Source organism: Pseudomonas sp. GW821-FHT03A09, assembly GCF_059421065.1.
In genome coordinates, this window is sequence record NZ_JBWKUX010000001.1 from 455,427 (window position 1) to 479,543 (window position 24,117).

At 60.2% G+C, this 24,117-nt stretch carries 24 protein-coding genes; 16 read left to right on the top strand and 8 right to left on the bottom strand.

The window, feature by feature from the left end; all coding sequences use genetic code 11:
• Positions 1-83 precede the first annotated feature (83 nt).
• Positions 84-662: a DUF6436 domain-containing protein gene (locus AC07V4_RS02140; protein WP_492635006.1), complete on the bottom strand. Its 579-nt coding sequence runs from the start codon at positions 660-662 to the stop codon at positions 84-86.
• A gap of 99 nt (positions 663-761) precedes the next feature.
• Here AC07V4_RS02140 and bipL point away from each other — a divergent pair, with 99 nt between their 5' ends.
• Positions 762-1,703: a phospholipase BipL gene (bipL, locus tag AC07V4_RS02145; protein WP_492635005.1), complete on the top strand. Its 942-nt coding sequence runs from the start codon at positions 762-764 to the stop codon at positions 1,701-1,703.
• 104 nt (positions 1,704-1,807) lie between these two features.
• On the opposite strand, the gene AC07V4_RS02150 is transcribed toward bipL, so the two are convergent.
• Positions 1,808-2,560, bottom strand: coding sequence for a DUF2059 domain-containing protein (locus tag AC07V4_RS02150; RefSeq protein WP_492635004.1), 753 nt, complete (start codon positions 2,558-2,560; stop codon positions 1,808-1,810).
• Positions 2,561-2,691: 131 nt separating this feature from the next.
• Between AC07V4_RS02150 and AC07V4_RS02155 the strand changes: the two genes are divergently transcribed.
• Both AC07V4_RS02155 and AC07V4_RS02160 read left to right on the top strand, forming a co-directional pair.
• Entirely contained in the window at positions 2,692-3,324 is a 633-nt protein-coding gene (locus tag AC07V4_RS02155; RefSeq protein WP_492635288.1) for a 2OG-Fe(II) oxygenase, read from the top strand.
• Between the two features lie 2 nt (positions 3,325-3,326).
• Positions 3,327-3,821, top strand: coding sequence for a 2-thiouracil desulfurase family protein (locus tag AC07V4_RS02160; RefSeq protein ID WP_492635003.1), 495 nt, complete (start codon positions 3,327-3,329; stop codon positions 3,819-3,821).
• A gap of 30 nt (positions 3,822-3,851) precedes the next feature.
• Here AC07V4_RS02160 and AC07V4_RS02165 read toward each other — a convergent pair whose 3' ends face one another.
• Positions 3,852-4,346 (bottom strand): transporter substrate-binding domain-containing protein, encoded by a 495-nt coding sequence (locus AC07V4_RS02165; protein ID WP_492635002.1) that lies wholly within the window; start codon positions 4,344-4,346, stop codon positions 3,852-3,854.
• 134 nt (positions 4,347-4,480) lie between these two features.
• Here AC07V4_RS02165 and AC07V4_RS02170 point away from each other — a divergent pair, with 134 nt between their 5' ends.
• Complete coding sequence (locus AC07V4_RS02170; protein WP_492635001.1) at positions 4,481-4,921, top strand: DUF4399 domain-containing protein; 441 nt, start codon at positions 4,481-4,483, stop codon at positions 4,919-4,921.
• Positions 4,922-4,984: 63 nt separating this feature from the next.
• On the opposite strand, the gene serA is transcribed toward AC07V4_RS02170, so the two are convergent.
• Positions 4,985-6,214: a phosphoglycerate dehydrogenase gene (gene serA, locus AC07V4_RS02175; RefSeq protein WP_431750253.1), complete on the bottom strand. Its 1,230-nt coding sequence runs from the start codon at positions 6,212-6,214 to the stop codon at positions 4,985-4,987.
• Between the two features lie 366 nt (positions 6,215-6,580).
• On the opposite strand from serA, the gene AC07V4_RS02180 reads away from it, so the two are divergent.
• The 4 genes from AC07V4_RS02180 to AC07V4_RS02195 all read left to right on the top strand — a co-directional run bounded on the left by AC07V4_RS02180 (position 6,581) and on the right by AC07V4_RS02195 (position 10,748).
• Positions 6,581-7,975 (top strand): FAD-binding oxidoreductase, encoded by a 1,395-nt coding sequence (locus AC07V4_RS02180; RefSeq protein ID WP_492635000.1) that lies wholly within the window; start codon positions 6,581-6,583, stop codon positions 7,973-7,975.
• A gap of 21 nt (positions 7,976-7,996) precedes the next feature.
• The gene (locus AC07V4_RS02185; protein ID WP_492634999.1) at positions 7,997-8,662 is read left to right on the top strand and encodes a fumarylacetoacetate hydrolase family protein; all 666 of its coding nucleotides are present in this window, start codon (positions 7,997-7,999) and stop codon (positions 8,660-8,662) included.
• Between the two features lie 248 nt (positions 8,663-8,910).
• On the top strand, positions 8,911-9,843 hold the full coding sequence (locus AC07V4_RS02190; RefSeq protein WP_492634998.1) for an SdiA-regulated domain-containing protein: 933 nt from the start codon (positions 8,911-8,913) through the stop codon (positions 9,841-9,843).
• On the top strand, positions 9,843-10,748 hold the full coding sequence (locus AC07V4_RS02195) for an SdiA-regulated domain-containing protein (RefSeq protein ID WP_492634997.1): 906 nt from the start codon (positions 9,843-9,845) through the stop codon (positions 10,746-10,748). The genes AC07V4_RS02190 and AC07V4_RS02195 overlap by 1 nt, the downstream gene beginning before the upstream one ends.
• Positions 10,749-10,870: 122 nt before the next feature.
• Here the strand turns inward: AC07V4_RS02195 and rpiA are convergent, their stop codons facing one another.
• Positions 10,871-11,542: a ribose-5-phosphate isomerase RpiA gene (gene rpiA / locus AC07V4_RS02200; RefSeq protein WP_431750248.1), complete on the bottom strand. Its 672-nt coding sequence runs from the start codon at positions 11,540-11,542 to the stop codon at positions 10,871-10,873.
• Positions 11,543-11,650: 108 nt separating this feature from the next.
• Between rpiA and ilvA the strand changes: the two genes are divergently transcribed.
• Together ilvA and AC07V4_RS02210 are read left to right on the top strand one after the other, a co-directional pair.
• Positions 11,651-13,195 carry a threonine ammonia-lyase, biosynthetic gene (ilvA, locus tag AC07V4_RS02205; protein WP_492635287.1) on the top strand — a complete coding sequence of 515 codons (1,545 nt, stop codon included), beginning with the start codon at positions 11,651-11,653 and terminating at the stop codon, positions 13,193-13,195.
• A gap of 40 nt (positions 13,196-13,235) precedes the next feature.
• Positions 13,236-13,649: a DUF2269 family protein gene (locus AC07V4_RS02210; RefSeq protein ID WP_431750247.1), complete on the top strand. Its 414-nt coding sequence runs from the start codon at positions 13,236-13,238 to the stop codon at positions 13,647-13,649.
• A gap of 101 nt (positions 13,650-13,750) precedes the next feature.
• Here AC07V4_RS02210 and AC07V4_RS02215 read toward each other — a convergent pair whose 3' ends face one another.
• A complete protein-coding gene (locus tag AC07V4_RS02215) occupies positions 13,751-14,407 on the bottom strand; it encodes a histidinol-phosphatase (RefSeq protein WP_492634996.1) in 657 nt (218 codons plus the stop codon).
• A 143-nt stretch (positions 14,408-14,550) separates the two neighbouring features.
• On the opposite strand from AC07V4_RS02215, the gene AC07V4_RS02220 reads away from it, so the two are divergent.
• Positions 14,551-15,030 carry an RNA pyrophosphohydrolase gene (locus AC07V4_RS02220; RefSeq protein WP_003176750.1) on the top strand — a complete coding sequence of 160 codons (480 nt, stop codon included), beginning with the start codon at positions 14,551-14,553 and terminating at the stop codon, positions 15,028-15,030.
• Positions 15,031-15,052: 22 nt separating this feature from the next.
• Positions 15,053-17,332, top strand: coding sequence for a phosphoenolpyruvate--protein phosphotransferase (gene ptsP, locus AC07V4_RS02225; RefSeq protein ID WP_492634995.1), 2,280 nt, complete (start codon positions 15,053-15,055; stop codon positions 17,330-17,332).
• Between the two features lie 98 nt (positions 17,333-17,430).
• On the opposite strand, the gene AC07V4_RS02230 is transcribed toward ptsP, so the two are convergent.
• A complete protein-coding gene (locus AC07V4_RS02230) occupies positions 17,431-18,177 on the bottom strand; it encodes an NRDE family protein (protein ID WP_492634994.1) in 747 nt (248 codons plus the stop codon).
• Positions 18,178-18,391: 214 nt separating this feature from the next.
• Between AC07V4_RS02230 and lgt the strand changes: the two genes are divergently transcribed.
• A complete protein-coding gene (gene lgt / locus AC07V4_RS02235; RefSeq protein WP_492634993.1) occupies positions 18,392-19,204 on the top strand; it encodes a prolipoprotein diacylglyceryl transferase in 813 nt (270 codons plus the stop codon).
• Positions 19,205-19,267: 63 nt separating this feature from the next.
• A complete protein-coding gene (locus tag AC07V4_RS02240) occupies positions 19,268-20,101 on the top strand; it encodes a thymidylate synthase (RefSeq protein ID WP_431753659.1) in 834 nt (277 codons plus the stop codon).
• Positions 20,102-20,241: 140 nt separating this feature from the next.
• Here AC07V4_RS02240 and cadR read toward each other — a convergent pair whose 3' ends face one another.
• Complete coding sequence (cadR, locus tag AC07V4_RS02245) at positions 20,242-20,691, bottom strand: Cd(II)/Pb(II)-responsive transcriptional regulator (RefSeq protein ID WP_176999723.1); 450 nt, start codon at positions 20,689-20,691, stop codon at positions 20,242-20,244.
• A gap of 85 nt (positions 20,692-20,776) precedes the next feature.
• Here cadR and AC07V4_RS02250 point away from each other — a divergent pair, with 85 nt between their 5' ends.
• Positions 20,777-23,077, top strand: coding sequence for a heavy metal translocating P-type ATPase (locus tag AC07V4_RS02250; protein ID WP_492634992.1), 2,301 nt, complete (start codon positions 20,777-20,779; stop codon positions 23,075-23,077).
• A gap of 16 nt (positions 23,078-23,093) precedes the next feature.
• Positions 23,094-23,957, top strand: a complete 864-nt coding sequence (locus AC07V4_RS02255; protein WP_492634991.1) for a LysR family transcriptional regulator — start codon at positions 23,094-23,096, stop codon at positions 23,955-23,957.
• The last annotated feature ends 160 nt before the right edge of the window (positions 23,958-24,117 follow it).

Genomic DNA, 24,117 nt, shown 5'->3' on the forward strand with positions numbered 1-24,117 from the left:
TATGCTTACAATCCTGCCGAGAGCGTACGATACAGCAGCCTGTCGCTTGGGTGACTGGAGTTTGCCGGTCGAACAGCCTGTGTTCAGTTTGATTCCTTGCGCCATTCGCAATAGCAGCCCACCGCCAGGGTGTGGGTCGCGTCAATTTCGCGCCCGGCCCCGAGGGCTTTCAAGATCGGCTCGATAAAGCTGTTACTCGAATTACACGTCAGCCCTTCACTGTAGGGGCCGAAGTACGCGAGCTTGCCCGTGCGATCCCAAATTCCCACGGCCGGCGTTGCTGGCACCTGGTCGGCGCCGGGCAAGGCGGCGAGGGTTTTCATCTTGCGCAGGTTGTCGGGCAGTTGGCCGTGGCTGCCGGCCTTTTGCAGGGCATAGAACTCCACGCCCTGAGGCGCGTACTCCTCGATCAGCTCGCCCAGATGCTGCTGGTTGCCGACATTGCACGGGCACGCCGGGTCCCAGAAATGCACCAGGCGTATCGGTCCCGGGCCTGCGAGCTCAGCGGGCAGGCGCAAGGCATCCCCGGAAAACACCGCCGTGTGTTCGCTGAAGACGCGCAGGTAGCGGCCCTGGAACCAGTCATAGGCCGTCCACAGCACGCCGACGCAAATGACCAGCATCAGGCCGGCGAACAGGGCGGTGCGGGAGTGCTGTCGCATTCAGATCTATCCTCGGAGGTCGCGTAGCTTGCCATGCTTGCCCTGACAGATGAATATCGCAGCTCGATATTCATCTTCACCGAGAGTCTGGAACCCTTTATGCCTGTCAGTTTTGACCCCGATCATCTGCGCGAAAGCTTGCGGCCCCTGGTGGATGCGCAGCCGCTTTCCGTGGAGGCCCGGGTCTACCAGCGGTTCTACGGGCTGGACCTGCCAGCGCGCAAGGTGCCGGCGCCCAGCCGCTTGGGACGCTTCGAAGTGGAAGGCTTCCAGGTAGTGGCGCAGGTATGGTGGCCAGCGCAGCCGGTGGCGACGATGTTCATGTTTCACGGCTTCTACGACCATATGGGGTTGTACCGCCATGTGGTGGATTGGGCGCTGGACCAGGGTTTTGTGGTGATCGCCTGCGATTTGCCGGGCCATGGGCTGTCCAGTGGCGCTCGTGCCAGCATTGATGATTTTGCGGTGTATCAGGCGGTGGTGAGGGCGTTGTTCGCCCAGGCCGAAGCGCTGCGACTGCCGCAACCCTGGCATTTGTTCGGGCAAAGCACTGGCGGTGCGGTGGTGGTCGACCATTTGCTCAATCATGGCCTCGACAGCCCGGCCCAGGGCAAGACCTTCCTGTTGTCCCCCTTGGTACGTCCCCGTGCCTGGGGTTGGTCACAGGTCAGCTATTACCTGCTGCGCCCGTTTGTGAAAGGCATTGCCCGACGGTTCAGCGAGAACACCAACGATCCGCAATTCAAGCCGTTCCTGGAGGCTGACCCGTTGCAACCACGCCAACTGCCCACGGCCTGGGTAGGCGCGCTGGCACGCTGGATCAAACGCATCGAAGCCGCTCCGCGCAGCCCACGGCGGCCACTGATCGTGCAAGGTGAGGAGGATATGACGGTGGACTGGCAGCACAACTTGCAGGTGCTGCGCAGTAAGTTCGATCAGCCTGAGGTGTTGATGCTGCCGCGGGGCAGGCATCACCTGGCGAATGAGATTCCGGAGATTCGTGAGCAGTACTTCCGGTATTTGACGGAGCATTTGAAGTAACGCAACCCAAATGTGGGAGGGGGCTTGCCCCCGATTACGGTGGTCCAGCAAGAAAGTATTTGCCTGACACACCGCTATCGGGGGCAAGCCCCCTCCCACATTTTTTATTGCGATAGGCTGGAAGTGCTTTGACCGACCGCCAAGCCTGCGCGAATGGCAGCAAGAGCCGCCTGGTAATACGCCTTACCCTCCGGCGACTCCGCAAACGTAGCGAACTCTTCCAGTTCCGGGTCGGACAAATCCCGATAGACGTACAGCAGCGTGTTGTTCAGGTCATTGCCGATCTGCTGCATCAAACGCTCACGCTGACCATTCAACATGCCTTGGGCCTGGCCACCGCCCAGCAGGCCGGGGATCATCTGGCTCAAGCTGTCAGCCGCGACACCGGCAATCGCCAGGCTGACTTCCGCACCGGCTTCACGAGCCGGCAGTGCTTGTGCCAGGTGGCCGATGATCAGGCTGCGAGTCGCATCGGCGTCCATGTGTGGCAAGCCCTGAGCGTTTTTCGCCAATTGGTCGCGGCGAGTGGCGAGCAACTCGGCGGCGACAATCTTGCGGCCCAATGGCGATTGAAAAAACGCCAGCGCAGGCTTCGGGTCGGCCAGGTTCTTGCGCAATTGCGCTTCGGCGCGCTGGTCCACGGCCTGGGCTGCAAAGCGTTTGTTGCTGTTGTCCACCAGCGCCTGGTACACCGCCGGCGGCAGGCTATTGCGGTAGCGTTGCTGGGCGGCAGTGAGGGCGTCATTGAAATGTGCGCGTTGTTCGGCCCAACCGGCGACCTTGTATAACTGGTCATGGCTGTCTGCCCAGGCGGGCAAAACGCAGAACATCAGCACGGAAAAAAACAAACGACGCATAGGGACTCCTGTCAGTCGGCCACTATTGTCCGTGTCGGGCGTGGGATTTGTCGAGAAATCCTATCAATCACCTGACTAAAGTGTGTTCAGGTGCTCGGCGGCGCTGTCGGATTCACAGGCGTATGGATACTATGCGCGCCATGCAAATATCCCTCGATCACCCGCTGTTGCAACGTATCGTCGACGATCTGGCCGAAAAAGGCTGGTCGCAGCAGAACGGCTTCCTGCCCCAGGCTCTGACCCTGGAGCTGGCGGCTGAGTGCCGTAAACGTGCGGCCGAGGGTGAGTTGGCCCCCGCCGCTGTAGGGCGAGGCCCAGCCCAGGAGATTCGCGAGGGGATTCGCGGTGACCATATCCAGTGGCTGGAAGAGGGCGATGCGCCGGTCTGCGAGACCTACATGGGCTTGATGGATGGCCTGCGCCTGGCCATGAACCGCCATCTGTTCCTCGGCCTTGAAGACTTCGAAAGCCACTTCGCGATGTACCCGCCGGGGGCGTTTTACCTCAAGCATCTGGACCGCTTTCGTGACGATGACCGGCGCATGGTCTCGGCCGTGGTCTACTTGAACGACGCCTGGTTGCCGGAGCATGGTGGTCAGTTGCGCATGTACCTCAAGGACGGCGTGGAATACGATGTGGAGCCCGCTGGCGGTTGCCTGGTGGTGTTCCTGTCGGGTGAAGTGCCCCACGAAGTCCTGCCCGCCACGCGCGAACGCTTGTCCTTGACCGGCTGGTTTCGCCGGCGGGGTAACGAGCCGTTTTAAGCATGGAAAAGATTCTGATCAGCCGCTGCCTGCTTGGGCACAAGGTGCGCTACGACGGCGGAGCCAGCGGCCCGTTCGACCAACTGGCGCAGTGGCAGGCTGAGGGGCGCGTCGTTGCAATCTGCCCGGAGGTGTCAGGCGGCTTGCCAACACCCCGGCCACCCGCCGAAATCGCGGGCGGGCAGGGCGTCGATGTGTGGGACGGGCGTGCCCGGGTGCTCACCGCCGAGGGCGAAGACTTCAGCGCCGCCTTCATCGATGGCGCCCGCCAGGCGTTGGCACTGGCGCAGCGCCACGGTATCCGCATCGCGATCCTCAAGGCCAACAGCCCATCCTGCGGCAACCTGTTTATTTATGACGGCACCTTCAGTGGCGTCAAAATCAGTGGCGAGGGTGTGACGGCGGCGTTGCTCAAGCGCCATGGGGTGCAGGTGTTCAGTGAGTTGGAACTGCCTGAAGCGGCTTGCGCCTTGGCCCATCTCTCAAGCCTTACCTAGATCAAAACTGTGCCCCTCCCACATTTGGATTTACTGCGTCTGAGTCACCGGTGCACGGCCGTCAAACCACTTCTGCGTCAGTGCCTTCAAGCGCCCATCGGCCTTAACCTGTTGCAGTGCCCTGTTCAGGCTGCTCTTGAATGCGGGATTCCCCTTCTGGAACGGAATCGCCAGTTCTGGTTTTTCGCGATAGGCATCACTGAAATCGAACCGATCACGCAGCTCGGCAGTCATAGCGATATGGTTGATGGCCACATCGTATTTGCCGGTCTCGACGCCTGGCAATAGATCGCTGTCATCGGTGGTGATGAAGGACGGGCGTACGTCCATTTCCTTGGCTAATTGTTCACCCAACTCCACTTCAAAACCGGTTAGCTTATCGCCGTCCTTGAAGTTGAACGGTGGCGTGTTGGCTTCAAGAGCGATGCGCAGTTCACCGCGATCAAACACTTCATCGATCAGTTCGGCATGAGCCAAAGGGCTCAGAAGGGACAGTAAAAGTACCAGGCCAGGCGAGAAACGCATGGTCGCTCCTAAAGAATTCATGTGTGCGAGGCCTCGTTCAGCATCGCTTTGCTATGGTGTTGAGTGCCTTGGACAGCAATTTGTCGCGAAGTTGTCATAACCCAACAGATTTCCTGCAGAAACTGGAGAAGCGAATGAAAGCCTTATTGTCCCGTGCAACGATTGCCAGCCTGCTGCTGGGTGCCTCGATGTTTGCCAGCGCCGCTGATGTCCCTCGTACGCCCGCTCCTAAAGGCGCCGAGGTGTTTATCGTCTCGCCCAAAGACGGCGCGACGGTCGATAAAACCTTCACCGTCAAATTCGGCGTCAAGGGCCTGGACCTGGAGCCGATCGACAAACAGGTACCTGGCGCCGGCCACCATCACCTGCTGGTAGACCAGGACGTGATGTCGCTCAAGGCAGATGAAGCCATTCCAGCCACCGCCACGTCGATTCACTTCGGCAAGGCGCAAACCGAGACCGAACTGACCCTCACCCCTGGCAAACACACCTTGCAACTGGTGGCGGGCGACAACGTGCATCGCCAGTTCGAACCGACTGTAGCCTCGAAAGTGATCACGGTTAACGTCAAGTAAGATTTGTTCAGATGAAAAAAAGGGAGCCCCGAGGGGCTCCCTTTTTCGTGGTGCGTTGAAACCTTAGAACAACACGCGGCTACGGATGGTGCCGTTGATGTGCTGCAGCTTCTCTTGCGCCAGGTCCGAGTACTCGGCGTCGACGTCGATCACCACGTAGCCGACCTTCTCGTTGGTCTGCAGGAACTGACCGGAGATGTTAATGCCGTTTTCTGCGAAGACCTTGTTGATCTCCATCATCACGCCAGGGATGTTCTGGTGGATGTGCAGCAGACGGTGCTTGCCAGGGTGAGCCGGCAGGGCCACTTCCGGGAAGTTCACGGACGATACGGAAGTACCGTTGTCGCTGTACTTGACCAGTTTTTCCGACACTTCCAGGCCAATGTTGGCTTGGGCTTCGGCAGTGGAGCCGCCGATGTGCGGGGTCAGGATCACGTTGTCCAGGCCACGCAGCGGGCTTTCGAAGATGTCGTCGTTGGAGCGTGGCTCCACCGGGAACACGTCGATGGCGGCGCCGATCAGGTGCTTGTCCTTGATCGCTTCAGCCAGGGCGTCCAGTTCGACCACGGTGCCGCGCGCGGCGTTGATCAGGATGCCGCCTTTCTTGATGGCGCGGATTTCCTTCTCGCCGATCATCCACTGGGTCTCAGCGGTTTCCGGAACGTGCAGCGTCACGATGTCGGACATGCCCAGCAGCTCGGTCAGGCTGGCCACTTGCGTGGCATTGCCCAATGGCAGCTTGGTCAGGGTGTCGTAGAAGAACACCTGCATGCCGAGGCCTTCAGCCAGGACCGACAATTGAGTACCGATCGAACCGTAGCCGACGATACCCAGCTTCTTGCCACGGATCTCGAAGGAGTTGGCCGCACTCTTGATCCAGCCGCCACGGTGGCAGGAAGCGTTCTTCTCAGGAATGCCGCGCAGCAGCAGGATCGCCTCGGCCAGCACCAGTTCTGCAACGGAACGGGTGTTGGAGTACGGTGCGTTGAACACCGCGATGCCGCGCTCGCGCGCTGCGTTGAGGTCGACCTGGTTGGTGCCGATGCAGAAACAGCCGACCGCCACGAGTTTCTTGGCGTGATCGAAGATTTCTTCGGTCAGCTGAGTGCGGGAGCGAATGCCGATAAAGTGCGCGTCGGCGATCTTTTCCTTGAGCTGGGCTTCCGGCAGAGAACTGGTGATGTACTCAATGCTGGTGTACCCGGCGGCTTTCAGAACGTCGACAGCCGATGGGTGGACGCCTTCCAGAAGAAGGAACTTGATCTTGCTCTTATCGAGAGAAGTCTTGCTCATCTGCGTAAACCTGTATCCCGGAGAAAAATGGCAGGGAATCGAGCAGCTGGATGCGCCGTGATTCACCAATACTGTTTCTGTTTGACGGCGTCTGTTGCCGTCATGCTGCGTTGCCGCTCCTCCCCATAGCCAGCTATGAGTCGTCGCGGCGCCTTGCCTGACGACAACAGCCACTCGTCAAACAAAAACGTATTGGCGAATTACGGCGCAGAGCTGACCCGGACGGCAGGAAAGCCGTCACCGCAGAAACGCCCTTGGGCTCTGTCCTGCGGGGGCGGTATGCTAGCATACGCGCCCCGCTAAACACCTATTCCTGCGACGTGAAGCGTTCTCAGGATGACCATGAATTGTTCGAGAGTTCTGTCGATGACCCATCCTGCCCTGATTGATGAGCTAAAGACCCTGGTTGAGCCTGGCAAAGTGCTGACCGATGCAGACTCCCTGGAGGCTTACGGCAAGGATTGGACCAAGCACTTCGCACCGGCGCCGACCGCCATCGTCTTCCCCAAGACTATTGAACAGGTGCAGGCCATCGTCCGTTGGGCCAATGAACACAAGGTGGCGCTGGTGCCGTCCGGTGGTCGGACCGGCCTGTCGGCAGCCGCCGTTGCGGCGAATGGCGAGGTGGTGGTGTCGTTCGACTATATGAACCAGATCCTCGACGTGAACCTCACCGACCGCACCGCCGTGTGCCAGCCGGGCGTGGTCACCAAGCAGTTGCAGAACGCTGCCGAAGAACAGGGCCTGTACTACCCGGTGGACTTCGCTTCGTCCGGTTCGAGCCAGATTGGCGGCAATATCGGCACCAATGCCGGCGGGATCAAGGTGATTCGCTACGGCATGACCCGCAACTGGGTGGCCGGCATGAAGGTCGTCACCGGCAAAGGCGATGTACTGGAACTGAACCGCGACCTGATCAAGAACGCCACCGGCTATGACATGCGTCAGCTGTTCATCGGCGCCGAGGGCACCCTGGGCTTTGTGGTCGAGGCCACCATGCGTCTGGACCGTGCGCCGAAGAACCTCACCGCCATGGTGCTCGGCACCACCGATTTCGACTCGATCATGCCGGTGCTGCACGCGTTCCAGAGCAAGCTGGACCTGACCGCCTTCGAATTCTTCTCCGACAAGGCCTTGGCCAAAGTCCTCGGCCGTGGCGACGTGCCGGCACCGTTCGAAACCGAGTGCCCGTTCTACGCGCTGCTGGAATTCGAAGCCACCACCGAAGAAGTCGCCAACCACGCCCTGGAAACCTTCGAACATTGCGTGGAGCAGGGCTGGGTGCTGGACGGCGTGATGAGCCAGAGCGAAACCCAGTTGCACAACCTGTGGAAGCTGCGCGAGTACATCTCCGAAACCATTTCCCACTGGACGCCGTACAAGAACGATATTTCGGTCACTGTCTCCAAAGTGCCGGCGTTTTTGAAGGAAATCGACGCGATCGTCGGCGAACATTACCCCGATTTCGAGATCGTCTGGTTTGGCCATATCGGCGACGGCAACCTGCACCTGAACATCCTCAAGCCGGAAAACCTGAGCAAGGACGATTTCTTCGCCAAGTGCGCCACCGTGAACAAGTGGGTGTTCGAAACCGTCGAGAAGTACAACGGCTCGATCTCCGCCGAGCACGGCGTGGGCATGACCAAGCGCGATTACCTGACCTACAGCCGCTCGCCGGTTGAAATCGAATACATGAAGGCCGTCAAAGCGGTGTTCGACCCGAACGGGATCATGAACCCCGGCAAGATCTTCGCTGTTTAACCGCCCCGTAGGAGTCGTTCCATGAGCTACCAGCACAAGTATGCCGACGGCACCAACATCCACTTCCCGCTGGGTAAAGTGGTGTGTATCGGGCGTAACTACGCCGAACATGCCAAGGAGCTGGATAACCCGGTGCCGACCGAACCGTTGTTGTTCATCAAACCGGGCAGTTGCGTCGTGGCCCTGGAAGGCGGCTTCGCCATTCCGACCGAGCGCGGTTCGGTGCACTACGAGGCGGAAATCGCGGTATTGATCGGCAAGCCTTTGTCGACCAAGCCCAGCCGTGAGGAAGTGTTGGATGCCATCTCCGGCTTCGCCCCGGCCCTGGACCTGACCCTGCGCGACAAGCAGGCCGAGCTGAAAGTCAAGGGCCTGCCCTGGGAAATCGCCAAGTCCTTTGACGGCGCGGCGGTGATTGCGCCGTTTGTGGTCGGCAGCACCTTCCCGGACGTGACCGATATCGGCATCCGCCTGACCATCAACGGCGAAGTGCGCCAGGACGGCAACAGCTCGCAGATGCTCAACCCGATCATTCCGATGATCCAACACATGGCCGGCTGCTTCTCGCTGCAGGCGGGTGACGTGATCCTCACCGGCACCCCGGCCGGCGTGGGCCCGTTGAATGTCGGCGATGAGCTGGTGCTGGAATTGCCGGGCGTGAGCCGCTTCGAAAGCAGCGTTCGCTGACTTCCTGGCAAAACGCGGTAAAAAGTGTGGGAGGGGGCTTGCTCCCGATAGCAGTGGGTCAGCCAGCACAATGGTGACTGATACACCGCTATCGGGGGCAAGCCCCCTCCCACATTTGATCTATGTATTACCGCTAAATTGGTTTTTTGCATTTTTTTCACACGCCATCCGGATAATTCGCAACCTCCTGCGCGCGGGCTTTCTGATCCTGTGCTATGCCCTATAGCTGTCTTTTCGGAAAGCACTCAATGGCCGTGTCCCTCCCCACCTCGAAACCTAAGCTTCGTTCGCGTTTTGCCCTGCGTTGGTATTCCTGGCTGTTTCTGGTTGGCGTAATCATCTACGGCGTTTCCTGGGCGATGCACTGGGATGATCGGGGCCTGCTGTGGGTCGCCGAGCGCTTCGAAACGCCGGCCGAACGCCAAGCCAGCGTGTGGCTGCCCGACTACCGTGCGGTGATCGACGCCAAATTGCTGCCGGGTATGGAGAAGGACGAAGCCTCGGATGTCTCCTACAACCCGCAGACCAAGACCCTGTTTTCCGTGATGGGCAAGAACCCGTTCCTCGTCGAGTTGAGCTTGCAAGGCGATGTGCTGCGCAAAATGCCGCTCAAGGGCTGGAACAACCCGGAAGGTGTAACGGTGATGGAAAACGGCCTGATGGCCGTGGTGGACGAACGTGATCACAGCCTGACCGTGGTCAAGGTCGACGCGACCACCACCCAGTTGAACAAAGCAGACTTCACCAGCTATGACCTGGGCCCGTCCAAGGATCAGAACAAAGCCTTCGAGGGGGTCACCTGGGACAAGCGCAACCAGCAAATCGTGCTCGGCGAAGAGCGCCCACCGGCGCTGTTTACCTGGAAAAGCGACGGCAGCACGCTGACGGGCGATAAGCAAAAGGTCGCCAGCACCGAGCTGGACATGCGCAACCTGTCGGCCCTGGCCATCGACCCACGTACTGGGCACATGCTGGCGCTTTCGGCTGACTCCCACCTGCTTCTGGAGTTGGATGAGAAAGGCGAGCAAGTCAGCTTCATGGTCCTGCTCGGCGGCTTCAACGGCCTCAAGCACACCATCCCGCGTGCGGAAGGTGTCACGATGGATGAGGACGGCACGTTGTATATGGTCAGTGAGCCGAACTTGTTCTATCGCTTCGAAAAACAGAAACAGACTCCCTGATGCGTCGACTCGCCCGCCCCAAACCCGCGTTTTTCGTACTGTTGCTGATAAGCCTGGTGGTCGCCGGGCTGGTCGCCCAGCACTTTCGCTTGTTTGAACGGGCCTGGTTCAACCTTCAGACGTGGCGTCATCCGGCCAGCGAACGCTCCATTGGCCTGGCCGATTACCGTGTCATCCTTGAAGCCAAGGCCATCGAAGGGCTCAACGATGACGTCTCGGCGCTCACCTATGATCCGGTGCGCAAAAGCCTGTTCACGGTGACCAATAAAAACCCAGAGTTGATCGAGCTGTCCTTGGACGGCACGATAGTGCGGCGTATCCCGCTGATCGGGTTTGGCGATGCCGAGGCCGTGGAGTTCATTAGCGACAATATTTACGTGATCAGCGATGAGCGCCAGCAGCGGCTGATCAAGGTGCATTTGAGCGACGACACCGAATTTCTCGATGCCGCCGATGCTGAGCAGATGACCCTGGGTGTGCATAGCGGCAGTAACAAAGGTTTCGAGGGCTTGGCCTACGATTCGGTGGGCAAGCGCCTATTCGTGGCCAAAGAGCGCGACCCGATGCTGATCTACGAGGTGCGTGGCTTTCCCCACTTCAAACCGGAAAAAACCTACTCGGTGCATGTGATCAACAACCCCAAGCGTGACGCGGGGCTGTTTGTGCGAGACCTGTCGAGCCTGCAATACGACGAGCGCAGCGGCCATTTGCTGGCGCTCTCGGATGAATCGTTTCTGGTGTTGGAGCTGGACATCGACGGTCGCCCGCTGAGCAGTCTGTCACTGCTGAACGGGCGCCATGGCTTGACCAAACGGGTGCCCCAGGCCGAAGGGATCGCCATGGATGACGAAGGTACGCTGTACCTCGTCAGCGAGCCGAACCTGTTCTACGTCTTCAAGAAATGAATCCGATCCTCAGAGTGGCGAGGATCAAATGTGGGAGCTGGCTTGCCTGCGATACAGTCACCTCGGTCTGTCAGTCAAGCCGAGGCAGGCAAGCCAGCTCCCACAAAAAAGCCAGGTGAGCGTCAGGCTTTGAGGGTTTTTACGCCTTCCGGGGTGCCCAGCAGCAACACGTCAGCAGGACGCGCCGCGAACAAACCATTGGTCACCACGCCGACGATCGCATTGATCTGCGTCTCCAGCTCCACCGGGTTGGTGATCTGCAGGTTGAACACGTCGAGGATGATGTTGCCGTTGTCGGTCAGTACACCTTCGCGGTACACCGGGTCGCCGCCCAGTTTCACCAGCTCGCGCGCCACGTGGCTGCGGGCCATCGGGATCACTTCTACCGGTAGTGGGAACGCACCGAGCACCGGCACCAGCTTGCTGGCGTCGGCGATGCAGATGAAGGTCTTGGCCACGGCCGCGACGATCTTCTCGCGGGTCAGGGCTGCGCCGCCGCCTTTGATCAGGTTCAGGTGCGCGTCGCTTTCATCGGCGCCGTCGACGTAGAACTCCAGGTCGCTCACGGTGTTGAGCTCGTACACCGGAATGCCATGGCCCTTGAGGCGTGCGGCGGTGGCTTCGGAGCTGGCCACGGCGCCGTCGAACGCGCCCTTGTGTTGGGCCAGTGCGTCGATGAAGCAGTTGGCGGTGGAGCCGGTGCCGACACCAACGATGCTCTTGTCGTCGAGTTTGGGAAGGATTAAATCGACGGCGGCCTGGGCCACTGCCTGTTTGAGTTGATCCTGGGTCATGCGGGCTCCGGAACGGGCGGGGAGTTATCGAGGGGCGCGAGTATAACCCAACAAAACCTCGGGATTCGTGTGGTCGTCCGGTCAAAAGCCGGGTTAGACTCCTTGGCCCTGCCAAACCGTGAAAGTAGAAGCCCGCCGATGCTTGAACAGTACGTCAAAAAGATCCTCACCTCGCGCGTCTATGACGTTGCTGTAGAAACCCCGCTGCAGACCGCTCGCCAGCTCTCCGAGCGGCTGGGCAACAAGGTCTGGCTCAAGCGTGAAGACTTGCAGCCGGTGTTCTCGTTCAAGATTCGCGGCGCCTACAACAAGCTGACCCAACTGACCGCCGAAGAGCGTGCGCGCGGCGTGGTCACCGCCTCGGCGGGCAACCATGCCCAGGGGCTGGCCCTGGCGGCCAAGGTGTTGGGGGTGAAAGCCACCATCGTGATGCCCAAGACCACTCCCGAGATCAAGGTCGAAGGCGTGCGCTCCCGCGGCGGCAAAGTGGTCTTGCACGGCGATTCCTTCCCGGAAGCACTGGCTTACTCGCTGAAATTGGTCGACGAAAAAGGCTACGTCTACATCCACCCCTACGATGATCCGCACACCATTGCCGGGCAGGGCACCGTGGCGATGGAAATCCTGCGCCAGCACCCAGGGTCGCTGGACGCGATTTTCGTACCGGTGGGCGGTGGCGGTTTGATCGCCGGTATTGCGGCGTATGTGAAATACCTGCGTCCGGAGATCAAGATTATCGGCGTGGAGCCGGACGACTCCAACTGCCTGCAAGCTGCCATGGCTGCCGGCGAGCGTGTGGTACTGCCGACCGTCGGCATCTTTGCCGATGGCGTGGCGGTGGCCCAGATCGGCCAGCACACCTTCGACATCTGCAAAGACTATGTAGATGAAGTGATCACCGTCAGCACCGACGAAATCTGTGCGGCGATCAAGGACATCTACGACGACACCCGCTCCATCACCGAGCCTGCGGGTGCATTGGGTGTGGCGGGCATCAAGAAGTACGTGGAGACCCGTGGCGTCAGCGGGCAGACCCTGGTGGCCATTGATTCCGGTGCCAACGTCAACTTCGACCGTTTGCGCCACGTCGCTGAGCGCGCTGAGTTGGGCGAAGGCCGCGAAGCGATCATCGCGGTGACCATCCCGGAGAAACCGGGCAGCTTCAAGGCGTTCTGCGAAGCCGTGGGCAAACGCCAGATCACCGAATTCAACTACCGCTATCACTCCGGCAGCGAGGCGCATATCTTCGTCGGCGTGCAGACCCACCCGGAAACCGACCCGCGCAGCGCGTTGATCGCCAGCCTCACCAGCCAGGGTTTCCCGGTGTTGGACCTGACCGAGAACGAACTGGCCAAGCTGCACATTCGCCACATGGTCGGCGGGCACGCGGCCAAAGTCAGCGATGAGCTGGTGTTTCGCTTCGAGTTCCCAGAGCGTCCCGGGGCGTTGTTCAACTTTCTCAACAAGCTGGGCGGGCGCTGGAACATTTCCATGTTCCACTACCGCAACCACGGCGCGGCCGACGGTCGTGTGGTCGCGGGCCTGCAAGTGCCGGCGGACGAGCGTCATCTGGTGCCTGCGGCACTGGCGGAAATCGGCTACCCGTACTGGGATGAAAGCGAAAACCCGGCCTACCAGCTGTTCCTCGGTTGAGCGACTACGCTGACTGAGCGGCCTTTAAGGAATCGAAACCATGGAAACGCTGACCACCCTCAAGGTTATCCACATCACCGCCACCGTGTTGTTGCTGCTCAGCGGCCTCGGGCTGGCGGTATTGGCCTGGCGCAAACGCAGCGCCGGCCCGGCGGCGACCGTGCAACGCCCGTGGGCGTTCATTTGGCTGCTGATGGGCATTTGCCTGGTGAGCATGCCGTTTACCGGCTGGTGGCTGGTGCACCTGATCGGCTGGCCACTGGGGCAGACCTGGATCCTGGGTTCCAGCATTCTCTACACCGTGGCGGCGCTGGCCTGGTTCTGGCTGGTGGCGCGGCTTAATCGCCTGCGCAAAGGCGAGGGCGGTAGCCTGAACTTCACCCTGGTGCTGGCGGTGGTCAGTCTGGTGGGGTTTGTGGCGATTGCCGGGTTGATGGGCGCCAAGCCGGTTTAAGGCTTTAGACCGCGTCGACTGCATCGCAGGCAAGCCAGCTCCCACCTTTGACTGTGTTCGCACATCAAAATGTGGGAGCTGGCTTGCCTGCGATGGCGCACTCAGCTGCGCAGTGTAATCACCGGCCAACCCCGTTTTTCGGCCTCAGCCCGCAAATTCGGATCCGGGTCCACCGCCACCGGGTGGGTCACCTGCTCCAGCAGCGGCAAATCATTCATCGAGTCGCTATAAAAGTAGCTGTCTTCCAGGCTATGCCCGGTTTCTTCCAGCCAGCGGTTCAAGCGCGTCACCTTGCCTTCGCGAAAGCACGGAATATCGGTGCTGCGCCCGGTGTAGCGGCCATTTTCCATCTCGCATTCAGTGGCGATCAGGGTTTCAACGCCAAGGCGTGCGGCAATCGGCGCGGTGACGAAACGGTTGGTGGCGGTGATGATCACCAGCTTGTCGCCGGCGGCGCGGTGTTTGGCCAGCAGTTCTGCGGCGTGTGGCAGCATCAGTGCGTCGATGCAGTCGCGCATGAAGTCGTTATGCCATTCGTCCAACTGGGCCATGTCGGTACGGCCGAGGATTTCCAGGCTGAAATTCAGGTAGGCGGCGTTGTCGAGCTTGCCGGCCAGGTAGTCCTGGTAGAACTCGTCGTTGCGGGCCTTGTAGGCCACCGGGTCGAGAATCCCGCGTTCACACAGGTAATCGCCCCAAGCGTGATCGCTGTCACCGCCGAGGAGAGTGTTGTCCAAGTCGAATAAAGCCAGGCGCATTGCAGTTACTCGCTGAAAAGTCTGTAAAAAGGCGTCCAGAATACGGTCTTTTCACAAGAGTGCACATAAGGTAAGAAGCCTCGTTGCCGCTGGAACAACCTTTGTGGAACAATGCGGCGACATGCGTTTGCGAGGTTGTTGCCGTGATCGACCCCGATGGTTTCCGTCCTAATGTCGGGATTATTCTTACGAATGATGCCGGACAGGTGCTATGGGCTCGCCGAATCAACCAAGATGCCTGGCAGTTTCCTCAAGGCGGGATCAACCCCGACGAAACCCCTGAAGACGCCTTGTACCGTGAGTTGAATGAAGAAGTCGGCCTTGAGCGCGAAGATGTGCAAATTCTGGCCTGCACCCGTGGCTGGTTGCGCTATCGTTTGCCGCAACGCCTGGTGCGTACCCACAGCCAACCGCTGTGCATCGGCCAGAAGCAGAAATGGTTTCTCCTGCGCCTGATCTCCAACGAGCAGCGGGTGCGGATGGATTTGACCGGTAAACCGGAGTTCGATGGCTGGCGTTGGGTCAGCTATTGGTACCCGTTGGGCCAGGTGGTGACATTCAAGCGCGAGGTTTATCGTCGCGCTCTCAAAGAGCTTGCCCCGCGCCTTTTAGCGCGCGACTGACGACGGAGTTCGACCCCGAGCCATGCTCAATACGCTGCGCAAGATCGTCCAGGAAGTTAACTCCGCCAAGGATCTCAAGGCGGCGTTGGGGATTATTGTGTTGCGCGTCAAGGAAGCCATGGGCAGCCAGGTCTGCTCGGTTTACCTGCTGGACCCCGAGACCAACCGGTTTGTGCTGATGGCCACCGAAGGCTTGAACAAGCGCTCCATCGGCAAGGTCAGCATGGCGCCCAATGAAGGTCTGGTGGGCCTGGTGGGGACGCGTGAAGAACCCCTCAACCTTGAAAACGCGGCCGATCACCCGCGTTACCGCTACTTCGCCGAAACCGGTGAAGAGCGCTACGCCTCGTTCCTCGGTGCACCGATCATTCACCACCGCCGCGTCGTTGGCGTGTTGGTCATCCAGCAAAAAGAGCGCCGCCAGTTCGATGAGGGCGAAGAAGCCTTCCTCGTGACCATGAGCGCGCAGCTCGCCGGGGTTATCGCTCACGCCGAGGCCACCGGCTCGATTCGCGGCCTGGGCCGCGAGGGCAAGGGCATCCAGGAAGCCAAGTTCGTCGGCGTGCCGGGTTCGCCGGGCGCGGCTGTCGGTACGGCAGTGGTCATGCTGCCGCCGGCCGATCTGGACGTGGTGCCGGACAAGCCCGTCAAAGACATTGACGCCGAAATCAAACTGTTCAAGACCGCCCTGGAAGGCGTGCGCGCCGACATGCGCAACCTGTCGGCCAAACTGGCGACCCAACTGCGCCCCGAAGAGCGCGCACTGTTTGACGTGTACCAGATGATGCTCGACGACGCGTCCCTGGGTAACGAAGTCAAGAACGTGATCAAGACCGGCCAGTGGGCCCAGGGCGCGTTGCGCCAGGTGGTCACCGATCACGTCAACCGCTTCGAAATGATGGATGACGACTACCTGCGCGAGCGTGCCTCGGATGTGCGCGACCTCGGCCGGCGGCTGCTGGCTTATCTGCAGGAAGACCGCAGCACCAATATGGTTTTCCCCGATAACACCATTCTGGTCAGTGAGGAACTGACGGCGACCCAGCTCGGCGAAGTGCCGGAAGGCAAGCTGGTGGGCCTGGTCTCGGTACTCGGTTCGGGCAACTCCCACGTTGCGATCCTGGCCCGGGCCATGGGTATCCCGACGGTGATGGGGCTGGTGGACCTGCCTTACGCCAAGGTCGACGGCATTGACATGATCGTCGATGGCCATCGCGGTGAAGTCTTCACCAACCCCAGCGAAGTGTTGCGCAAGCAATACGGCGAGGTGGTGGAAGAAGAGAAACAACTGGCGCTGGGCCTCGATTCATTACGCGAGCTGCCGTGCGTGACCCTTGACGGTCATCGCGTGCCGTTGCTGGTCAACACTGGCCTGTTGGCCGACGTGGCCCGTGCGCAACAGCGTGGCGCCGAGGGCGTGGGGCTGTACCGCACCGAAGTGCCGTTCATGATCAACCAGCGTTTCCCGAGTGAGAAGGAGCAGCTGGCGATTTATCGCGAGCAACTGCAGGCCTTCCATCCGTTGCCGGTGACGATGCGCAGCCTGGACATCGGCGGCGACAAGTCACTGTCGTATTTCCCTATCAAGGAAGACAACCCCTTCCTCGGCTGGCGCGGCATTCGCGTCACCCTCGACCACCCTGAAATTTTCCTCGTGCAGACCCGCGCCATGCTCAAGGCCAGCGAAGGCCTGAACAACCTGCGCATCCTGCTGCCGATGATCTCCGGCACCCATGAGCTGGAAGAGGCACTGCACCTGATTCACCGTGCCTGGGGCGAAGTGCGCGACGAAGGTTCCGACGTACCCATGCCGCCGATTGGCGTGATGATCGAGATCCCGGCAGCGGTGTACCAGGCCAAGGAGCTGGCGCGGCAGGTGGACTTCCTGTCGGTGGGTTCCAACGACCTGACCCAGTACCTGTTGGCTGTGGACCGTAACAATCCGCGGGTTGCCGACCTTTACGACTACCTGCACCCGGCAGTGCTGCAAGCGCTGCAGCACGTGGTGCGTGACGCCCATGCCGAAGGCAAACCGGTGAGCATCTGCGGTGAAATGGCCGGTGACCCGGCAGCGGCGGTGCTGTTGATGGCGATGGGCTTTGACAGCCTGTCGATGAACGCCACCAACTTGCCGAAGGTGAAGTGGATGTTGCGCCAGGTTGACCTGAGCATGGCCAAGGAGCTGCTGGCCGAGTTGATGACCATCGACAACCCGCAAGTTATCCACAGCTCGCTGCAACTGGCGCTGAAGAATCTGGGGCTGACGCGGATGATCAACCCGGCCTCGGCAAAAAGCCTCTAGACCGAGTTGCGCCCATCGCAGGCAAGCCAGCTCCCACATTGGAATGCATTTCAAATGTGGGAGCTGGCTTGCCTGCGATAGCGCCGGTTCAGGCACCGCTAAATCTGCAGTGATACCTCTCCCAACCGTCCACCATGTGGCCCGAAACTGCGTTCCACCATCCGCCGCGTGCCGTCGGCATTCACAATCAGCGCCGTACTTGCCCGTGTCCCATAGCTGGGGCTGGCAATAAACACGCTCGACAATAAACTCTCCGTGGCCAACCCCACGCCGGTGTCCGGCAAGTCGGCAAACGGTGCGGTTTGTGGGTCACTCAAAATGCCCAATAGGCTCTCCGGCTGCGGATCTTCCAGCACTTCGCGCAAGGCCGCCTTGGCTTTGAGCAATTTGGGCCATGGCGTATCCAGCCCGGCATTGGACAGTCCATAAACCCCAGGGCCCAGCCGCGTAGGCTCGGTTTGATTGGCGTTGTAATGCCACAGCTCGTGCTGCGTGCCTACCAACAGGTTGAACCCGGCATATTCAATCGAACGGCCGTTAACGTCGACTAAATACTCCTCAATGGGTAGCGAACCGCTGAGAAACCGCGCCACCAGTTCTCCACGGGACCTGCGTGCCGGAGGCTGGTGCGGGTCGCGGATGTTGGTGAGGGCGGCAAAGCGCCCATCGGCGTTTACCCCAAGCCAGGTGCCACCGGCTTCCTGGTCGCGGCCAGCGTAGATATCAGGCGCATCTGGCCACTGGGCCAACGGCAGGCTGGGGCGGGCGTAGAACTCATCACGGTTGGCCGCGACGATCAGCGGTTGGGCGTGGCCCGGCCGCCAGGCGAAAACGATCAGGCACATCAGGTGATCCCCTTTGTGTTTTTTGCCACTCTACGCACACAACGTCGGGCGTTCCATCGTATCGAAGTTGGGCCACACGCCTTCCATCCGTTAACATGCCTGGCGGTTCGGTGCGTGTGAACTTCTTAATTTGAAATAGCGGCTGTAACGCAGGCTTAATCGCACACCGGCATGGTCCGGTGCGCCATGACTAATGATTTAACGAGGAGTCGCAATGCTGCCTTACCCGCAGATCAACCCGGTGGCCGTGGCCATCGGTCCGCTGCAAATCCACTGGTACGGGTTGATGTACCTGATCGGCATCGGCGGTGCCTGGCTGCTGGCCTCTCGGCGCCTGAACCGTTTCGACCCGACCTGGACCAAGGAGAAGCTCTCCGACATGGTGTTCTGGATGTCGATGGGGGTGATCGTCGGCGGGCGCCTCGGGTATGTGCTGTTCTACGATCTGCCGGCTTACATTGCCAACCCGACGCTGATCTTCGAAGTGTGGAAAGGCGGCATGGCGTTCCACGGTGGCTTTGTCGGCGTGATGATCGCCGCGTGGTGGTTCGGCCGCCGCAACGGCAAATCCTTCTTCCAGTTGATGGACTTCGTCGCACCGTTCGTGCCGATTGGCCTGGGTGCCGGGCGCATCGGTAACTTCATCAACGCCGAGTTGTGGGGTAAGCCGACCGACGTGCCATGGGCCATGGTGTTCCCACCGTTCAGCGACCCGGCGCAATTGCCGCGCCATCCGTCGCAGCTCTACCAGTTCGCCCTGGAAGGTGTGGCACTGTTCCTGATCCTCTACATTTTCTCGCGCAAGCCCCGTCCGACCATGGCGGTTTCCGGCATGTTCGCGCTGTTCTATGGGATCTTCCGCTTCGTCGTCGAGTTCGTCCGCGTGCCGGATGCACAGCTGGGCTACCTGGCGTGGGGTTGGGTGACCATGGGTCAGATTCTCAGCCTGCCGATGATCATCGCCGGCCTGGGCCTGCTGTGGTGGGCTTACAATCGCCCGCAAGGCATCAAGAACACCGCGCTTTAAATTCGAATACCGAGGCTGCTTGAAGGGTTGGGCAGCCTCGGCTTCAACGATACGGGTAAAAACATGAAGCAATATCTCGAACTGCTGAACGACGTCGTGACCAATGGATTGACCAAGGGCGATCGCACCGGCACCGGCACCAAGGCCGTGTTTGCCCGTCAGTATCGGCATAACTTGGCCGACGGCTTCCCGCTGCTGACCACCAAGAAGCTTCATTTCAAAAGCATCGCCAATGAACTGATCTGGATGTTGAGCGGCAACACCAACATCAAGTGGCTCAACGAAAACGGCGTGCGTATCTGGGACGAATGGGCCACTGAAGACGGCGACCTGGGCCCGGTGTACGGCGAGCAGTGGACCGCCTGGCCAACCAAGGACGGCGGTACGATCAACCAGATCGACTACATGGTCGACACGTTGAAGAACAACCCCAACAGCCGCCGCATCCTGTTCCATGGCTGGAACGTCGAGTATCTGCCGGACGAAACCAAGAGCCCCCAGGAAAACGCGCGCAACGGCAAGCAAGCGCTGCCGCCGTGCCACCTGCTGTACCAGGCGTTCGTGCACGACGGCCATCTGTCGATGCAGTTGTATATCCGCAGCTCCGATGTATTCCTGGGCCTGCCGTACAACACCGCCGCCCTGGCGTTGCTGACCCATATGCTGGCCCAGCAGTGCGACCTGATTCCCCACGAGATCATCGTCACCACCGGCGACACCCACGCCTACAGCAACCACATGGAACAGATCCGCACCCAGCTGGCACGTACGCCGAAAAAGCTGCCGGAACTGGTGATCAAGCGCAAACCTGCATCGATCTACGACTACAAGTTCGAAGATTTCGAAATCGTGGGTTATGACGCCGACCCAAGCATCAAGGCTGACGTGGCTATCTAAAGCCGGCCTCGGTCTTAAGGTGTGGGCTTGTGTGGGAGGGGGCTTGCCCCCGATAGCGGTGTATCAGTCAGATATTTGCTGGTTGACACCCTGCAATCGGGGGCAAGCCCCCTCCCACATTGGGTTTGTGTTCACTTGAATCAGTGGCCGTGGCTTCTGCCCACATGCGAGGGCTCAGCCTCGCTGGCCGCCACACTCCCGCTGACCTCCAGCCGTTGCAGAATCCCGCACTGATCCAGATCCGGCCCACCGCCGCAACGCTGACGCAGGTCCAACAGCTGCTTCTGCAACGCCAGCAGCCCATCGATCCGCGCCTTCACGTGATGGATGTGCTCGTCAATCAACGCATTCACACTTTCGCATTGGTCCTGGGGGCTATCCCGTAACCCGAGCAGGCTGCGGATTTCTTCCAGGGTCATGTCCAGGCTGCGGCAATTGCGGATAAAGATCAGCCGTTCGGTGTGAGCCTGGGTGTACACGCGGTAGTTGGCGTCGGTGCGTGCCGGGGGCGGCAGCAAGCCTTCCTTCTCGTAGTAACGGATGGTTTCCACCTGACAGTCGGTCAGTTTGGCCAGTTCGCCGATCTTCATTGCAGCAATCTCCAAATGGGTGCTTGACCCTATAGTGGCTACAGGGTCTTTACTTGGCAACAGGCACCTCTACGGACGCGACAGAATGAGCGATTCCATCCACACCCCGAATAAGCATGATCACAAGCACGATCACGATCACGAGCATAACCATGATAATGATCATAACCACGACCACGGCGCCAAACTGACGCCCGTCAAGCCACATGATCACGCCAGCCATGGCGGCTCCTGCTGCTCCAGCAAAGTTGCGCCTGCGGTGGTCACGTTGAGTGAAGCACCCACCGCCGGTTCGCGCTTGAGCACTTTTCGCATCGAAGCCATGGACTGCCCCACCGAGCAGACGCTGATCCAGAACAAACTGGGTAAGCTCGCAGGTGTGCAGCAACTGGAATTCAACTTGATCAACCGCATCCTTGGCGTCACCCATGACCTGCCGAGTACTGCGCCGATCATTGAGGCGATCAAGTCCCTGGGCATGCAGGCCGACCCGATTGAAGAGGGCACGCCTGCCGCCGCACCTCCCGCCAAGAAACACTGGTGGCCATTGGCGGTATCCGGCATTGGTGCACTGGGCGCCGAAGTACTGCATTTCACCGGCGTTGCCCCCACGTGGGTGATTGCCTTGGTGGCGTTAGTGTCGATCCTCAGCGGCGGCCTCACCACCTATAAAAAGGGCTGGATCGCGCTTAAGAACCTGAACTTGAACATCAACGCGCTGATGAGCATCGCCGTGACTGGCGCCGTGCTGATTGGCCAGTGGCCGGAAGCGGCGATGGTGATGTTCCTGTTCACCGTGGCCGAGTTGATCGAAGCCAAATCCCTGGACCGTGCCCGCAACGCCATCAGCGGCTTGATGCAGATGACGCCGGAGCAGGCCACGGTGCAGCAGGCCGACGGTTCCTGGTTGGAAAAAGAGGTTAAAAGCATCGAGCTTGGCGCTATCGTTCGGGTAAAACCTGGCGAGCGTATTGGCCTGGACGGTGAAGTCACTGCCGGCCAGTCCACCATCGACCAGGCGCCGATCACCGGTGAAAGCCTGCCGATTGAAAAGACCGTGGGCGATAAAGTCTTCGCCGGCACGATCAACCAGGCCGGCTCCCTGGAATACAAAGTCACCGCCGCCGCCAACAACTCCACCCTGGCGCGGATCATTCACGCCGTGGAACAGGCTCAGGGCGCGCGGGCGCCGACGCAGCGTTTTGTCGACAGCTTCTCGAAGATCTACACCCCAGCCGTGTTCCTGTTTGCCCTGGGTGTGGCGATCATCCCGCCGTTGTTCATGGCGGGCGTCTGGTTTGACTGGATCTACCGCGCCCTGGTGTTGCTGGTGGTTGCCTGCCCATGCGCCTTGGTGATCTCCACGCCAGTGACCATCGTCAGCGGCTTGGCGGCGGCTGCGCGCAAAGGCATCCTGATCAAGGGTGGCGTGTACCTGGAGGGCGGTTACAAGCTTGATTACCTGGCGCTGGACAAGACCGGCACCATCACCCATGGCAAACCGGTGCAAACCGACTACCTGGCGCTGTTCCCCAATATCGCGGACAGCGCACCGGCCCTGGCCGCCAGTTTGGCTGGGCGTTCCGACCACCCGGTGTCCCTGGCCATCGCCAATGCGGCTGTGGATAAGAATCTGCCCATGCACGCTGTGGATAACTTCGAGGCCCTGGCCGGTCGCGGTGTGCGTGGCGATATCAATGGGGAAACCTATCACCTGGGCAATCACCGTTTGGTGGAAGACCTCGGCCTGTGTTCGCCGGCCCTGGAAGAAAAACTCTTCGCCCTGGAAAAACAAGGCAAGTCCGTGGTGCTGTTGCTCGACAAATCCGGCCCGCTGGCGCTGTTCGCCGTGGCCGACACCGTCAAGGACAGCAGCCGCGAAGCCATCCAGCAACTGCACGATCTGGGCATCAAAACCCTGATGCTCACCGGTGACAACACCCACACCGCCCAGGCGATTGGCACCCAGGTTGGCATCGACCAAGCCAAGGGCGATCTGCTGCCTACCGACAAGCTCAATGCCATCGAAACCCTCTACGGCCAAGGCCACCGCGTGGGCATGGTCGGTGACGGCATCAACGACGCCCCGGCCCTGGCCCGTGCCGAAATCGGCTTTGCCATGGCGGCGGCGGGCACCGACACGGCCATCGAGACCGCCGACGTGGCGTTGATGGACGATGATTTGCGCAAGATTCCGGCATTCATTCGTCTGTCGCGGCAAACGTCGAGTATCCTCAAGCAGAACATCGCCCTGGCGCTGGTGATCAAGGCGATCTTCCTCGCGGTCACCTTCCTGGGCATGGCCACCATGTGGATGGCGGTGTTTGCCGACATGGGCGTGAGCTTGCTGGTGGTATTCAATGGTCTGCGCCTGTTGCGCAAATAGACAATGAGAGGGTGGTGTGCTGAGTGCCGAGTTAAAGGCGTTTTTCATGGTCGCCCGCCTGGGCAGCATTACCCAGGCGGCGAAAAAACTCGGCCTGAGCCAGCCCACCGTCACCACCCAGATTCGAAACCTGGAAAGCCAATACGGCGTTGAGCTGTTCTATCGTGGCGGACGCCGGCTTACCGTCAGCGACGAAGGCGCGCGCCTGCTGCCGATGGTCAAGGCGCTGTTGCAGCAGGAAGCGGATATCGAGTTTTTCCTGCGCAACAACGGCCAGGTCCAGGGCGCTCTGCGCATCGCCGCGACGGCGCCGTATTACATACTTGATCTGGTCAAAGCCTTTCGCGAGCGCCTGCCGCAGGTGGAGGTGTCGGTGGAAATCGGCAATTCCCAACAGGTACTTGAAGCGCTGGATGATTACCGCGTCGACGTCGCGGCTTCCTCCCAACTGCTGGAAGACCCGCGGTTGATCCGTCGCGTGCTCGGTACTGACCCATTGGTGCTGGCGGTGCATCGTAATCATCCGCTGGCGGCGCTGGATCACGTGCCGCTGACGGCGTTGGCCGGGCATACCTTGCTGATGCGCGAAGCGGGTTCGACTACGCGGCGCCTGACGGAAGACATGTTGCAAGGCGCGGGCGTGAGTTATGGCCCTCTGCTGGAAATCGGCAGCCGGGAATCGATCCGCGAGGCGGTGCTGCGCAACATCGGCATCAGCATCATTGCCCGCCAGGAAGTGCCCCATGACCCGCAATTGCGTGTGCTGACCATCGAGAATGCGCCGCAGATTCCCGAGTATTTGTACTGCCTCAAGGAAAGAAAGGGCGCACGGTTGCCGGCTGCTTTTCTTGGGTTGGCACAGGAGATGTCGCCAATTTGAGGTTCTGTTTTGGCCTTTGAATCGCCATCGCAGGCAAGCCAGCTCCCACATCTGACTGTGTTCACAAATCAAAATGTGGGAGCTGGCTTGCCTGCGATGAGGCCCGTCCCGACAACACACTACTGAAGTCCTACACAAATCCACCAATACCACTATCGCC

What these genes read in the sequence shown, in the direction of transcription:
- AC07V4_RS02230 (WP_492634994.1), bottom strand. Translation starts at nt 18,177, where the DNA reads ATGTGCCTGATCGTTTTCGCCTGGCGGCCGGGCCACGCCCAACCGCTG.
- AC07V4_RS02170 (WP_492635001.1), top strand. Translation starts at nt 4,481, where the DNA reads ATGAAAGCCTTATTGTCCCGTGCAACGATTGCCAGCCTGCTGCTGGGT.
- AC07V4_RS02150 (WP_492635004.1), bottom strand. Translation starts at nt 2,560, where the DNA reads ATGCGTCGTTTGTTTTTTTCCGTGCTGATGTTCTGCGTTTTGCCCGCC.
- cadR (WP_176999723.1), bottom strand. Translation starts at nt 20,691, where the DNA reads ATGAAGATCGGCGAACTGGCCAAACTGACCGACTGTCAGGTGGAAACC.
- AC07V4_RS02250 (WP_492634992.1), top strand. Translation starts at nt 20,777, where the DNA reads ATGAGCGATTCCATCCACACCCCGAATAAGCATGATCACAAGCACGAT.
- AC07V4_RS02195 (WP_492634997.1), top strand. Translation starts at nt 9,843, where the DNA reads ATGCGTCGACTCGCCCGCCCCAAACCCGCGTTTTTCGTACTGTTGCTG.
- lgt (WP_492634993.1), top strand. Translation starts at nt 18,392, where the DNA reads ATGCTGCCTTACCCGCAGATCAACCCGGTGGCCGTGGCCATCGGTCCG.
- serA (WP_431750253.1), bottom strand. Translation starts at nt 6,214, where the DNA reads ATGAGCAAGACTTCTCTCGATAAGAGCAAGATCAAGTTCCTTCTTCTG.
- AC07V4_RS02240 (WP_431753659.1), top strand. Translation starts at nt 19,268, where the DNA reads ATGAAGCAATATCTCGAACTGCTGAACGACGTCGTGACCAATGGATTG.
- AC07V4_RS02210 (WP_431750247.1), top strand. Translation starts at nt 13,236, where the DNA reads ATGGAAACGCTGACCACCCTCAAGGTTATCCACATCACCGCCACCGTG.
- AC07V4_RS02155 (WP_492635288.1), top strand. Translation starts at nt 2,692, where the DNA reads ATGCGCGCCATGCAAATATCCCTCGATCACCCGCTGTTGCAACGTATC.
- ptsP (WP_492634995.1), top strand. Translation starts at nt 15,053, where the DNA reads ATGCTCAATACGCTGCGCAAGATCGTCCAGGAAGTTAACTCCGCCAAG.
- rpiA (WP_431750248.1), bottom strand. Translation starts at nt 11,542, where the DNA reads ATGACCCAGGATCAACTCAAACAGGCAGTGGCCCAGGCCGCCGTCGAT.
- AC07V4_RS02190 (WP_492634998.1), top strand. Translation starts at nt 8,911, where the DNA reads ATGGCCGTGTCCCTCCCCACCTCGAAACCTAAGCTTCGTTCGCGTTTT.
- AC07V4_RS02165 (WP_492635002.1), bottom strand. Translation starts at nt 4,346, where the DNA reads ATGCGTTTCTCGCCTGGCCTGGTACTTTTACTGTCCCTTCTGAGCCCT.
- AC07V4_RS02140 (WP_492635006.1), bottom strand. Translation starts at nt 662, where the DNA reads ATGCGACAGCACTCCCGCACCGCCCTGTTCGCCGGCCTGATGCTGGTC.
- AC07V4_RS02215 (WP_492634996.1), bottom strand. Translation starts at nt 14,407, where the DNA reads ATGCGCCTGGCTTTATTCGACTTGGACAACACTCTCCTCGGCGGTGAC.
- bipL (WP_492635005.1), top strand. Translation starts at nt 762, where the DNA reads ATGCCTGTCAGTTTTGACCCCGATCATCTGCGCGAAAGCTTGCGGCCC.
- AC07V4_RS02180 (WP_492635000.1), top strand. Translation starts at nt 6,581, where the DNA reads ATGACCCATCCTGCCCTGATTGATGAGCTAAAGACCCTGGTTGAGCCT.
- AC07V4_RS02160 (WP_492635003.1), top strand. Translation starts at nt 3,327, where the DNA reads ATGGAAAAGATTCTGATCAGCCGCTGCCTGCTTGGGCACAAGGTGCGC.
- AC07V4_RS02185 (WP_492634999.1), top strand. Translation starts at nt 7,997, where the DNA reads ATGAGCTACCAGCACAAGTATGCCGACGGCACCAACATCCACTTCCCG.